Origin of the sequence: Nocardia mikamii NBRC 108933 (assembly GCF_001613505.1) — a bacterium.
Lineage (GTDB): Bacteria > Actinomycetota > Actinomycetes > Mycobacteriales > Mycobacteriaceae > Nocardia > Nocardia mikamii.
Genome location: NZ_BDCM01000013.1, coordinates 526560 through 539032, shown reverse-complemented (window position 1 = coordinate 539032; position 12473 = coordinate 526560). Strand labels below are relative to the sequence as shown.

General features: G+C 67.1%; 11 protein-coding genes and 1 tRNA gene. 6 read left to right on the top strand and 6 right to left on the bottom strand.

Translation table 11 applies throughout. From position 1 onward, the window contains the following. Positions 1-11: 11 nt before the first annotated feature. The 3 genes from NMI01S_RS20610 to aceE form a co-directional block, all read right to left on the bottom strand. Positions 12-926: an ACP S-malonyltransferase gene (locus tag NMI01S_RS20610; protein ID WP_084513097.1), complete on the bottom strand. Its 915-nt coding sequence runs from the start codon at positions 924-926 to the stop codon at positions 12-14. 128 nt (positions 927-1054) lie between these two features. Next, positions 1055-2320, bottom strand: coding sequence for a PucR family transcriptional regulator (locus NMI01S_RS20605; RefSeq protein WP_084513140.1), 1266 nt, complete (start codon positions 2318-2320; stop codon positions 1055-1057). A 142-nt stretch (positions 2321-2462) separates the two neighbouring features. Continuing rightward, positions 2463-5411 (bottom strand): pyruvate dehydrogenase (acetyl-transferring), homodimeric type, encoded by a 2949-nt coding sequence (aceE, locus tag NMI01S_RS20600; protein WP_062999488.1) that lies wholly within the window; start codon positions 5409-5411, stop codon positions 2463-2465. A gap of 237 nt (positions 5412-5648) precedes the next feature. Here aceE and NMI01S_RS20595 point away from each other — a divergent pair, with 237 nt between their 5' ends. From NMI01S_RS20595 to NMI01S_RS20570, 6 genes are all read left to right on the top strand, one after another. Further along, positions 5649-6206: an Rv2240c family protein gene (locus NMI01S_RS20595; RefSeq protein ID WP_062999486.1), complete on the top strand. Its 558-nt coding sequence runs from the start codon at positions 5649-5651 to the stop codon at positions 6204-6206. A gap of 176 nt (positions 6207-6382) precedes the next feature. Continuing rightward, positions 6383-6805, top strand: coding sequence for a DUF3052 domain-containing protein (locus NMI01S_RS20590; RefSeq protein ID WP_062999944.1), 423 nt, complete (start codon positions 6383-6385; stop codon positions 6803-6805). Between the two features lie 79 nt (positions 6806-6884). Next, entirely contained in the window at positions 6885-7349 is a 465-nt protein-coding gene (locus NMI01S_RS20585; protein WP_062999484.1) for a peroxiredoxin, read from the top strand. Positions 7350-7422: 73 nt separating this feature from the next. Further along, positions 7423-7494, top strand: a tRNA-Val gene (locus NMI01S_RS20580). A 250-nt stretch (positions 7495-7744) separates the two neighbouring features. Continuing rightward, positions 7745-8191: a Zn-ribbon domain-containing OB-fold protein gene (locus tag NMI01S_RS20575; protein WP_062999482.1), complete on the top strand. Its 447-nt coding sequence runs from the start codon at positions 7745-7747 to the stop codon at positions 8189-8191. Between the two features lie 177 nt (positions 8192-8368). Then, positions 8369-9157: an SDR family NAD(P)-dependent oxidoreductase gene (locus NMI01S_RS20570; protein ID WP_062999480.1), complete on the top strand. Its 789-nt coding sequence runs from the start codon at positions 8369-8371 to the stop codon at positions 9155-9157. Between the two features lie 86 nt (positions 9158-9243). Here NMI01S_RS20570 and NMI01S_RS20565 read toward each other — a convergent pair whose 3' ends face one another. The 3 genes from NMI01S_RS20565 to NMI01S_RS20555 form a co-directional block, all read right to left on the bottom strand. Beyond that, entirely contained in the window at positions 9244-10002 is a 759-nt protein-coding gene (locus NMI01S_RS20565) for a glucose 1-dehydrogenase (protein ID WP_062999478.1), read from the bottom strand. Positions 10003-10071: 69 nt separating this feature from the next. After that, positions 10072-10959 (bottom strand): helix-turn-helix transcriptional regulator, encoded by an 888-nt coding sequence (locus NMI01S_RS20560; protein ID WP_245716947.1) that lies wholly within the window; start codon positions 10957-10959, stop codon positions 10072-10074. 248 nt (positions 10960-11207) lie between these two features. After that, positions 11208-12464, bottom strand: coding sequence for a dihydrolipoamide acetyltransferase family protein (locus NMI01S_RS20555; protein ID WP_174554550.1), 1257 nt, complete (start codon positions 12462-12464; stop codon positions 11208-11210). Positions 12465-12473: the final 9 nt, after the last annotated feature.

The following is a 12473-nucleotide window of genomic DNA, read 5'->3' as shown; positions in this document are numbered from 1 at the left end:
CGCGAGGAAAGCTAGCCGGTTGCCGAGAGCTCGACAAACGCGGGGATGTTCTCGGGGGTCTTCAGCGCCAGATTCGGGGTGCCCTTGAGCTCCCGCTTGGCGATGCCGACCAGGGTTCCGGCCGGTGGCAACTCGGCCACCGCGGAAACCCCTGCCGCGCGAACGGTTTCGGTGCACAGATCCCACCGGACGGGCCGGGTCACCTGTGCCGCCAGCTTCTCGATGGCGTCTGCGCCCGAGTCGACCGGCTTGCCGTCGTAGTTCGACAGCAGAGTACGGGTCGGCTCACCCGGAACCATCCGGGAGATGGCTTCGGCCACGGCGTCCTGGGCGGGTGCCATGAACGCGGTGTGGAAGGCCCCGGCGACGGGCAGTGCGCGAATCCGCGCCTTCTCCGGCGGGTTCGCGGCCAGTTCCGCCAGCGCATCCAGCCGGCCTGCCGCCACGATCTGGCCGACCGCGTTGCGGTTGGCCGGAACCAGGTCGAGCTCGGCGAGCCGGTCGAGCACGGCGGCCTCGTCGCCACCGAGCACGGCGGACATGCCGGTCGGAACCAGCGCGCACGCCTTGGCCATCTCCGCACCGCGGATCGCGGCCAGTTTCACCGCGTCGTCGGAGGAGACGACACCGGCGACGGCTGCGGCGGCGAGCTCGCCGACCGAATGTCCGGCGACGATGGTATCCGCCGGAACCGCTTCGTGCGGAATCTCGGCGAAAGCCAGCAGCGCGGCGGCGACGACCAGCGGCTGGGTCACCGCGGTATCGGTGATCTCCTCCGCGGTGGCGGTGGTGCCGAGGCGGAGCAGATCCAGGCCGGACGCCTTGGACCACAGTTCGAGGCGGTCACGCGCGCCGGGAAGATCGAGCCATGGCGCGAGCATGCCGGGTGTCTGGGAGCCCTGTCCAGGGGCGAACAACGCGATCACGCCTCTAACAAAACACCGTGAGGGGGCTCCGTGGAGATGTCGGTGCCGATGATGTTTGAGGGACGCTTTTGTGTGGACCCCACAAAACGCCACGTGGGTTGTCGCGATCGACCGATTCCCGAGATCCGTTACAGGCGATCTTCGTAGAAAGTTGCCGGCGAGTCCTCTGGGGCAGGTGTTGACGATTCGTTACGGGTTCGTGTCAAACGACCCACTGTTGCCGCGATTCGGAGCACATAGGCGTCGCGAGGATTCATCGGATCCCGGCCCGTGACCTCGGCGATGCGCTTGAGCCGGTAGCGGACCGTATTTGGATGAACGAACAGCTGCCGCGCACATGTCTCGACCGCTCCACCGCAATCGAGGTAGGCGTCGAGAGTGTCCGACAAGGCCGACCCGGCGGCGGCCAACGGTAGCACAAGATACTCGTTGAGAGCGTCGACCGCAGCCCGATCGCCGAGCAGTGCTCGCTCGGGCAGAAGTTCGGAGGCGTGCACCGGTCGCGGCGCCGCCCGCCAGCCCACCACGGCCTCCATTCCGGCCATCGCCTCCACCGCGCTGACGTGGGCAGCCGACAGCGTGCGCGTGGTCGGGCCGATCACCACGGGCCCCTCGGAGAACGCCTCGGCGAGCAGATCCATCAGGAACGGCGAGGGATAGCCGGTATCGCCGAGATTGCCGCTGACCACCATCACCAGCCGCGAACCCTGTACCACGGCCAGCGCCGCGCGGCCGTGCCGGGCGGCGATGACGTGCACCGAACTCACCACGGCCACTTGATCTTTCGGCGGCGTGCCGACCAGCACCGTCGCCGCGGCGGTGGCGTCCCAGTTCAATGTGGCCGCGCGCGAGAGCATTTCGGCACCGGTATCGCCGCGCACCACCGCGTCGACGACCAGCGCCTCCAGACGGGTGTCCCAGGCGCCGCGGGATTCGGCCGCCGAGGCGTAGACCGAGGCCGCGGCGAAACCGAGTTCGCGGCCGTAGCGCAGCACCGCCTCGGTGAGCGCCACCAGCTGGCGGTCGTTGCGGGCCAGCGCCGGCAGCCACTGCTCGAAGAACTCCATCGCGACCCGGACCATGTCCACGGTCTGGCGCAGGGTCAGCCGCCGGGCGAGGTCCTGCGGGATCACCTGGAACGCGTCGAGGCTGAAGCGGATATCGCTTTCCGGATCCTGCAACCACTCCAGGAAGTTGACCACCGCGGTTTGCACCAGCATCTGCACGCCCGCACGCTGGGCGGCATCCAGGTCGCCGAAGAACGGTAACCGGTCCTCCATCGAGGCGATCGCCTCGGTGGACAGCCGCCCGGAGAATTGCTTCACCCTCTTGAGCAGGGTGTCCGGCAGCGGATCGCGGGTTTGCCGATTGGGTGACAGGGCCCCGGTCGGCAGATAGACCTCGTGCTCGGACGACCCCTCGGAAACCCGGCGAGGTCGCGGCGGTTTACGTTCCACTGTTCAATATTCCGTCATCGCGCTGGTCGGTCTCCGCAACCCCCCGGTGGGGGCGCGATTCGCGCCCCCACCGGACCGGTCACGCGAGCTGTTCTTCGCTGCTCATCGATTTCGGTGCGGCATCGACGTCGTCGATGCGGTAGCGGGCCGCGGCCTGCGCGACCACCGCCGGATCGATACCGCCGGTGCGTCCCAGGGCCTCCAGCGCCGCCAGGGCGATGGATTCGGCGTCGACGTTGAACACCCGCCGCGCCGCCTGCCGGGTGTCGGAGAACCCGAATCCGTCGGTGCCCAGCGTGGTGTAGTCGCCGGGGACCCACTTGCGGATCTGGTCCGGCACCGCGCGCATCCAGTCGGATGCCGCCACGAACGGCCCCTGCGCCTGCGACAGCACCCGCGTCACGTACGGCGCGTCGGTTCCGGCGTCCGGATGGCGCAGCGTGTGGATCTCCTTGGCCAGCGCCTCCCGGCGCAGCTCGCTCCACGAGGTCACCGACCACACGTCCGCCTGCACACCCCAGTCCTGCGCCAGCAGCTCCTGCGCGCGCAGGCCGTCGGGCAGCGTCACACCCGCGACCAGGATCTGGGCGCGCACATCGCCACCGCGGCGAGCCGCGTCATCGTTACCGCCGCCGCGGCGGTACAGGTAGATGCCCTTCAGCAGGCCCTCGACGTCGAGGTCGTCCGGCTCGGCCGGCTGCTGATACGGCTCGTTGTAGAGGGTGATGTAGTAGAAGACGTTCTCGCCGCCGAACGTGTCGTTCGGCATCACCGGATGGGTACCGGGCGTCTCCGAGGCGAGGGTCCCACCCGGGCCGAGTTGCGGCCGCCCGCCCCCATACATCCGGCGCAGGCCGTCGCGGACGATATGGGCGATCTCGAACGCGAACGCCGGATCGTAGGCGACCACCGCCGGATTGGTCGAGGCCAGCAACAGCGAATGGCCGTCGTTGTGCTGCAGACCCTCACCGGTCAGCGTGGTGCGCCCGGCGGTCGCGCCGAGGACGAAACCGCGGGCCAGCTGGTCGGCGGCCGCCCACAGTCCGTCGCCGGTGCGCTGGAACCCGAACATCGAATAGAAGATGTAGAGCGGGATCATCGGCTCGCCCTGGGTGGCGTACGACGTGCCGGCGGCGGTGAACGATGCGGTCGACCCGGCCTCGTTGATGCCCTCGTGCAGGATCTGGCCGACTTGGCTTTCCTTGTAGGCCAGCATCAACTCCGCGTCGACGGAGGTGTACAGCTGTCCGTTGCGGTTGTAGATCTTCAACGAGGGGAACCACGAGTCCATACCGAAGGTGCGGGCCTCGTCCGGGATGATCGGCACGATGCGCTTGCCGATCTCCTTGTCGCGCAACAGTTCCTTCATCAGCCGCACGAACGCCATGGTGGTCGCCACGTTCTGCTTGCCCGAACCCTTGCGCACCGAGGCGTAGGGCGCGTCGCCGGGCAGCTGCAAAGGCTTTGCCGCCGAACGTCGTTCGGGCAGGTAGCCGCCCAGCGCGCGGCGCCGGTCCAGCATGTAGCCGATCTCGTGCGAATCCATGCCCGGGTGGTAGTACGGGGGCAGATACGGATCGGCCTCGAGCTGGGCGTCGGTGATCGGAATGCGCTGCACATCGCGGAACGCCTTCAGATCGTCGAGCGTCATCTTCTTCATCTGGTGCGTCGCGTTGCGCGCCTCGAAGTGCTTGCCCAGGCCGTAACCCTTGATGGTCTTGGCCAGGATCACCGTCGGCTTGCCCTGATGCGCCAGCGCCGCCGCGTAGGCCGCGTAGATCTTGCGGTAGTCGTGGCCACCGCGCTTGAGGTTCCAGACCTGCTGATCGGTCAGGTCCTTCACCAGATCCTTGGTGCGCGGATCGCGGCCGAAGAAGTGCTCGCGCACGTAGGCGCCGTCGTTGGCCTTGTAGGTCTGATAGTCGCCGTCCGGGGTCGAGTTCATCAGGTTGACCAGTGCGCCGTCGCGGTCGGCGCCCAGCAGCGCGTCCCACTCGCGGCCCCAGATCACCTTGATGACATTCCACCCCGCGCCGCGGAAGAACGATTCCAGTTCCTGGATGATCTTGCCGTTACCGCGGACCGGGCCGTCGAGCCGCTGCAGGTTGCAGTTGATGACGAAGGTCAGGTTGTCCAGCCCCTCCAACGCCGCGACCTGCAGCAGACCGCGCGATTCGGGTTCGTCCATCTCGCCGTCGCCGAGGAAGGCCCACACATGCTGATCGGAGGTGTCCTTGATCCCGCGATCGTGCAGGTAGTGGTTGAAGCGGGCCTGGTAGATGGCGTTCATCGGGCCCAAGCCCATGGAAACCGTGGGGAATTCCCAGAAATCGGGCATCAGCCGCGGATGCGGATAGGACGACAAGCCGTGTCCCGGACCGCCGTGGCTGTATTCCTGGCGGAAGCCGTCGAGCTGATCTTCGGTCAGGCGGCCCTCGAGGAAGGCACGGGCGTAGATGCCGGGGGAGGCGTGGCCCTGGATGAAGATCTGATCGCCGCCGCCGGGATGGTCCTTACCGCGGAAGAAGTGGTTGAAGCCGACCTCGTACAGCGCCGCGGACGACGCGTAGGTCGAAATATGGCCGCCCACACCGATTCCCGGCCGCTGCGCGCGGTGCACCATGACCGCGGCATTCCAGCGGATCCAGGCGCGGTAGCGGCGCTCGACCTCTTCGTCGCCGGGGAACCAGGGCTCGTTCTCGGTGGGGATGGTGTTGACGTAATCGGTGGAGGTCAACGACGGAATGGTGACGTGACGTTCACCGGCGCGCTCGAGCAGGCGCAGCATCAGATAGCGCGCGCGGCCGGGGCCTTCGCGCTCGAGCATCTCGTCGAAGGAATCGAGCCACTCGCTCGTCTCCTCCGGGTCGATGTCCGGTAGATATGACGCCACCCCCTCGCGGATCACGCGCACCCGCGCACCGGCCGGGCGGGCGGGCGCCGACTGGTGGTCGGCGGAACCGTTGCTGCTCGTCGGCTCGGGGTCGGATGCAGAACTTGACGAAATCGGGTGCATCAGGTCGGTCAAAATCAATGCTCCTCGTACAGGGGTGGACAAGCTGATGGCTCTAACCCCGGGCAGCACCGCTGGTGTGCGGGCCGTCCGTCGCTCACGGTTTGGGGCGCACCTCACATCCTTGTCGATGATGCGTCCCAGGTCATCATGTCAGCCGTAAATCCAGTACCGTTCGCTAGGCTGTGACGCTCGTTGCAGCGAAGCTCGCCACAGAACATTCTTTCGACTGCTCGAGAAGCGGGGAGGACGATGAAACTGCTGAACCCACGTGGGTTCGGACTGATGTGCGCGACCTTGGCGGTCGGCACCGGACTGGTGGTGGCAGGATGCTCTACCGCTGTCCACGGTACCGCGACGGTGAACCAGGCGGACGCGGCCGCGTTCCGCACCGAGATGGCAGCGTCCTCGGCCGCGGCCACCTCGTCGAAAAAGGCTGCCGCACAGACGAAAGCCGTCGCCGACAACTGCAATCCGTTCCGTGAGACCACCGGTACCGCGGTGACGAAGTACAACGACTTCGTCGACGCGCACGACGCGAACGCCCCCGACCAGGACGCCAAGCGCGATTCCGCCGCCCAGACCCTCGAGGACGCCGCGCGGACCGTGGAGGGACGAGTCACCGCCGCCGGCGACGCGTTACCCCCGGAGCTCGCGCAGAAGTTCACCGAATACGTCAACGCCGCCCGCGGCCTGGCCGACGAATCCCGCAAGATGACCTACACCGCGCCCGTCGGCACGCTCAACGACGCCAGCAAGCGAGTCAACGACGCGCTGAACGCGGTGCGTACCGCATGCCCGGCGCGATAGCCGGAAACGGGTGTCCCGGGGCCGCTCAGGGCGTTGCGAACCGCCTCTGCGCGCTTCGCTCCGGGGCATGCATCCGCGACATTTCGGAGGTTATTTGGGCGGATCGGCTTGCGTTGCGGCCGATAACCATGTTCGCTTGCAACTATCTGTTGTCGGGAGTTGAGGAGGACACCACCGTGGTCGCCGCGGCGGACGCGCAGAACTACGCTCAGAAGCTTGGCATTGCCCACGGCATGGCGGTTCAGGAGTTGGGCTGGGACGAGGACACCGCAGACGAGTTGAGGGCGTCTGTCGAGGACGCGATCGGCTCCGAACTACTCGACGAGGACACCGACGAGGTGATCGACGTCGTACTGCTGTGGTGGCGCGACGGAGACGGCGACCTGGTCGACGAACTGATGGATGCCATCGGTCCGCTCGCCGAGGACGGTGTCGTATGGGTGCTCACTCCCAAGACCGGCCGGCCCGGGCATGTCGATCCCAGCGAGATCGCCGAATCCGCCCCCACCGCGGGGTTGACGTCGACCACACCGGTCAGCCTCGGCACCTGGACGGGCACCAAGCTGATGCAGCCCAAGACGCCCTCGAAGCAGCGCTGACCCACCGCGTGACTATTGTTTCGCACGGGCGGCCGCCGAGTACCGGAACAGCCCGCCGTCGAAGACAGGAGGACTGCGCATGCCGCTCGAAGTGGGTACGGCCGCACCGGATTTCACGCTGAAGGATCAGAACAACCAGGATGTGAGCCTCGCCGATTACCGGGGCCACAAGAATGTCCTGATCGTCTTCTACCCGTTGGCGTTCACCGGCATCTGCCAGGGTGAGCTGTGCAAGGTGCGCGACGAACTGCCGAAGTTCCAGAACGACAACGCCGAGATCCTCGCCATCTCCGTCGGACCCCCGCCCACCCACAAGATCTGGGCGGCCGAGCAGGGCTACACCTTCCCGCTGCTGTCGGATTTCTGGCCGCACGGCGCCGTCACCCAGGCCTACGGTGTCTTCAACGACAAAACCGGCTTCCCCAACCGCGGCACCTTCGTCGTGGACAAGGACGGAATCATCCGTTTCGCCGAAATGAACGGCCCCGGAGAGCCCCGTGACCAGGCGGCTTGGGAGAAAGCGCTCACTGCACTAGATTCATGAACCGCCGCGCACGGACCCGGACACCCGGCCCGCGCGGCACATCATCTTCACCGCCGCCCGGCCGGTGAAGTCCGGGCGTATAGCTCAGTGGTAGAGCACTGGTTTTACACACCAGCGGTCGGGGGTTCGAACCCCTCTGCGCCCACTTCATTTTCCCAGGTAGAAGATCCTTTCTTCCACGATCTCGCGCCCCATGCGGGTGGCGCGAGCTGTGAAGTGGCCGATAAGTGGCCAACGTGCGATGCCATCATTCGGCTGTTTCCACGGGGACGCGACGTCACCAGGCAATCGGTCGGCAAGAAATAGGTATACGCGGAGGTAGTTCTACCGTCGCGGCGCTGCCCCTCGGTGACGAGGCTGGAGTGCGTTCTATCGGTCACGTTGCGGAGGATTCGATGTCTGCACCCAAGCTTCAGCACAGGTCTCAGATCGGCACGACGACCTCGGAAGAGGTCTTGATGATCCGGCGATGCGCGAAATGTGACAAGTTGTACGCGCCGCTGACGGCGGGATGTTCCTCGTGTGCGTCGGATGTCCTGGAACGGGTGCCGTCGGCGGGGGAGGGCTCGATCGTGTCGTGGCGGGTGGTGGAACGTGCCGGCCGGGGTGGTGTGCTGACTCAGTCGACGGTCGCGATCGTCGAACTCGACGAGGGCCCGTGGGTCTACACCTCGCTGGAGGGAGAGGTGCCGTTGCTCGCGGATCGGCCGGTGCGTGTGCATTTCGAGCCGCGTCCGCGAGACGACAGGTTTCCGGTCTTCGTCGTGTGTGCCGACCGCCGGCACAGGCAATGCCGGCGCGAATCGGTGACTTCCTCCGACCTCGGTCGAGGGCACCGTTGACAGAGATCCAGCTCCAGCCGAGGCTCGCGTAACGCTGGGCTCGAACCGCTGATGCCGCGCCTCTCGCGCGTCCCGAAACAACCATCCCTGCCCACGTAGGGTTCGGGTGTACGCGCCTGTGTGCCGGCGGCGGAGGCAGCTGCCCCGGCCACCCCCCACGGTGAAGGAGTGTCAGCTGTGCACATCGACTTGACGGGTAAGACCGCGCTGGTGACCGGGTCGACGCAGGGGATCGGGTTGGCGATCGCCGGTGGGCTGGCGCGCAGCGGTGCTCGGGTCGCGGTGAACGGCCGGACTGCGGATCGGGTCGAGGGCGCGGTGTCCGCGCTGCGGGAGGCGGGGGGTGACGTGATCGGTGTCGCCGCCGATGTCACGACCACCGCGGGAGTGGAACAGTTGCTGACGGAACTTCCCGAGGTCGATGTCCTGGTGAACAATCTGGGGATTTTCGGTGCGGTGCCGGCCCGGGAGATCTCGGATGACCAGTGGCGCGACATCTTCGAGGTCAATGTGCTGTCGGCCGCTCGATTGATTCGTGCCTATCTGCCCGGGATGATCGCGAGGGGCCGGGGGCGGGCGATTCAGATCGCCAGTGATTCGGCCGTGGTCATCCCCGAGGAGATGATTCACTACGGTGTGTCCAAGACGGCGATCCTGGCGTTGTCGCGCGGGTTCGCCAAGGATGCGGCCGGCACCGGCGTCACGGTCAATTCCGTCATCGCCGGTCCGACCCACACCGGCGGGGTGGAGGACTTCGTCTATCAACTCGTGGACCGCGACCTGCCGTGGGACGAGGCGCAGCGGGAGTTCATGCGCGAGCATCGGCCGCAATCGTTGATCCAACGGCTGATCGAGCCGGAGGAGATCGCCAATATGGTCGTCTACCTCAGTTCGCCCTTCGCCTCGGCGACCACCGGGGGCGCCCTGCGCGTCGACGGTGGATACGTCGATTCCATCCTCCCGTAGCGCAAGCTCGTACGCCGTAGTGGCCATTTCGTCCACCGTGCGCACTCGACCGGAGTCGCCGGGGAGCGTGCCGCCCGGCGGACCGATTACGCCGCTGTTCCCGGAACCAGGCGCACCAGGCCTCCGTCGACGAGCAGGTCCTGACCGGTGATGTACGACGCCTCGTGCGAGGCGAGGAATGCCACCGCATCAGCGATGTCCTCGGCCGAGCCGATCCGCCCGGCGACGATATCGCCGACCACCGCGCTCTGCGCGGCCGCGGGCAGTTCGGACCGCAGCGCGGGCGTGTCGATATATCCCGGGCTCACCGAATTGACCCGAATTCCCTTGCCGCCCAATTCCGCTGCGAGTGTGCGCGCCAGATTGTGCGCGGCGGCCTTGGTCGCCGAGTAGAGCGAGCCGAACGGCATGCCGCGGTGCAGTGCCCACGAGGCGTTGATCACGACAGCGGCGCCCGTGGACAACAGCGGGATCGCCTTCTGAATGGTGAAGAACACCCCTTTGAGGTTGACGCCGACCACCCGATCGAAATCGGCCTCGGTCACCGCGCCGGTCGGCGGGAAGAATCCCATGCCCGCGTTCACGAAGAGCACGTCCAACCGGCCGTACCCGTTCTGGATGGTGTCGAACAGGGCATCGAGAGCCGGGAGATCGGTCGTATCGGCGGTGATCGCGAGCGCCTCCGGTCCGAGTTCAGCGGCGGCCGCGGCCAGCCGTGCCTGGTCGCGGCCGGTGACGATCACTCGCGCACCCTCGTCGCGCAAACGCCGCGCGGTGGCCAGTCCCATACCGCTCGTACCGCCGGTGACCAGTGCGATCTTGCCGTCGAATCTGTTGTGTGCCATGCCGAGAAGCCTGCCGACGATCGCCCTGGACAACCAGTGCGAGGTCAACGTGGGATCACTGCCACCAGGCTATGCGGGTGCGGCCGACCGTTCCGGCGTCAGCAGGCCGAGTCGCTGCTCGGTCTCGGTGCCCGGCCGCGGGTTGTACAGCACCAGATGTAGATCGGGATGGTCCGCGACGATCAGCGTGGTGGTGTCGAAGTACAGGTCGCCCGCGTCCGGATGGCGCACCGCGTGTACCGCCTGCGTCGGGGCGCCCACGTCGTGCCGTGCCCACAATTCGGCGAATTCGGTGCTGACCGTGCAGAGTTCGGTGATCACCCGATCGAATTCGGGGTCGCCCTGCGCCGCATCGGCACGATAGGCGGCGACGACCGCGGGTGCGGCGGCGATCCAGTGCGGATGCATCTGCCGGTAGCTCGCGTTGGTGAAGAACGAGACGAGACAGTTGTAGTCGTGGCAGTCGTAGCCGAAGGCCGTGCGCGCGCCGGCGTTGACGGCCAGGATGTTCCAGTACCGGTCACGCAGCACCGCGGGCCGCGGCGACCATACCGTGAGCAGGTGCCGCAGTTCCTCGGTGACCCGCGCGTCCCGATCCGCCACGGCCCGAGGCGGGTTCAACCCGGCCAGGACATACAGGTGGGCCAGCTCCCACTCGGTCAATCGCAGTGCTCTCGCGACCGCGTCGAGCACGTCTGCCGACACCGTGATATCGCGCCCCTGCTCGAGCCAGGTGTACCAGGACACGCCGACCCCGGCGAGCTGTGCGACCTCCTCGCGCCGCAGTCCCGGCGTGCGGCGCCGCCCGCCCGGCGCGAGCCCGACCTCGGCGGGGGTGAGCCGCTCCCGGCGACCGCGGAGGAACTCGCGCAGCTGTTCCCTACGCCGGTGCGCGTCGTTGGTCATGAGAAACAGTAACAACGCGCACTCCGCCTGCTGCCCACGCGGCCTGGTCACCGCTCATCCGACGACATACGCGCCGCAGCGATGGGACGAGGTCCGGGACACGTGCTGTGCCGCCCCATCATGTCGATCACTCTCCGTATTGCGCGCTGTGCGCGCGCGATCCACAGGATTCTCGTGCCCCGACTCGTAATGTGGACCGTGCCTTCGGTTGACCGCCGTTCCCGCGGCCGACTCGACGGTTGGAACGCATTTCAGATCATTTTCTGGAACTCCCGGGACCCGCGAACATCGTCGTGACCCTAGGTCACGATCCGCAGCGGGTGCTCGACCAGCTCCTTCAGTTGGGCGAGGAATTGCGCGGCGACGGCTCCGTCGATGGCGCGGTGGTCGGCGGACATGGTGACGCGCAGGACCTTTCGGCTCACGACCTCGTCGCCGTCGAGTCGCAGTTCGTCGGTGGCGGCGCCGATCGCGAGGATGGCGGCTTCGGGCGGATTGATGACGGCGGTGAAGTGTTCGATGCCGTACATGCCGAGGTTGGAGAGGGTGAAGGTGCCGCCGGTCATCTCCTCGGCGCGGAGTTTGCGGTCGCGTGCGCGTTCGGCCTTGTCGCGGGTTTCGGCGGCGATGGCCGACACCGTTTTGCGGTCGGCGTCGCGAATGACCGGAACGAGCAGGCCGGCGGGGGTGGCGACGGCGACCCCGAGGTGAATGCCGTGGTGGCGGCGCAGGGTGTCACCGGCGAAGGAGACGTTGACCGCGGGGTTGGCGCGCAGTGCCGTGGCGACGGCTTTGACGAGCAGATCGTTGACGCTGACCTTGCCGGCTCCGGCGCCGGCGAGTGTCTCGTTGATCCGGGTGCGGAAGGTGAGGAGTTCGGTGACGTCGATGGCGCTGGTCAGGTAGATGTGTGGTGCCTGCTGTTTGCTCTCGGTGAGGCGAGTGGCGGAGACGCGCTGGATGGTGCTCAGCGGGATTTCGTCGTAGTCGCCTGTTGCCGGCGTGGCGGTGGTGCCCGGTTCCGTGTGTTCCGGTGCGGCGGTCGTGTGCGATGTGTCGGAAGAGCTTGCGGTGTGGGCGTTTTCGACGTCGAGTCGGGTGATGCGGCCGCCGGGGCCGGTTCCGGTGACGGTCGTGATGTCGACACCGAGTTCCTGCGCGATCTTGCGCGCCAGCGGCGAGGATTTGCGGCGGACGGCGCCCGAGGCGGAGGACGCAGCGGACGCTGCCGGCGCTTGCGGTTGCTCGGTGTGCTGCCGTGCCGATGCGGCCTCGGTCCGCTGAACAGTCGAAGACGGCGCGGGTGACGCAGCGCTTCCACTGCCGTCGCCGAGGATGGCGATGGGTTCGCCGATCGGCACGCGGGTTCCGGGTGCGGCGATGATGCGTTCGAGGATGCCGTCGTCGTAGGCCTCGAGTTCCATCAGGGCCTTGTCGGTTTCGATTTCGGCGAGTACTTCGCCGCGGGTGACGGTGTCCCCGACCTGTTTGAGCCAGGTGGCGACGACGCCGTCTTCCATGGTGTCGGAGAGGCGGGGCATGGTGATGTCGGACAACGGTCTTTC

Coding starts and splice junctions, on each gene's coding strand:
- NMI01S_RS20585 (WP_062999484.1), top strand. CDS start 6,885: ATGCCGCTCGAAGTGGGTACGGCCGCACCGGATTTCACGCTGAAGGAT.
- NMI01S_RS20575 (WP_062999482.1), top strand. CDS start 7,745: ATGTCTGCACCCAAGCTTCAGCACAGGTCTCAGATCGGCACGACGACC.
- NMI01S_RS20595 (WP_062999486.1), top strand. CDS start 5,649: ATGAAACTGCTGAACCCACGTGGGTTCGGACTGATGTGCGCGACCTTG.
- NMI01S_RS20565 (WP_062999478.1), bottom strand. CDS start 10,002: ATGGCACACAACAGATTCGACGGCAAGATCGCACTGGTCACCGGCGGT.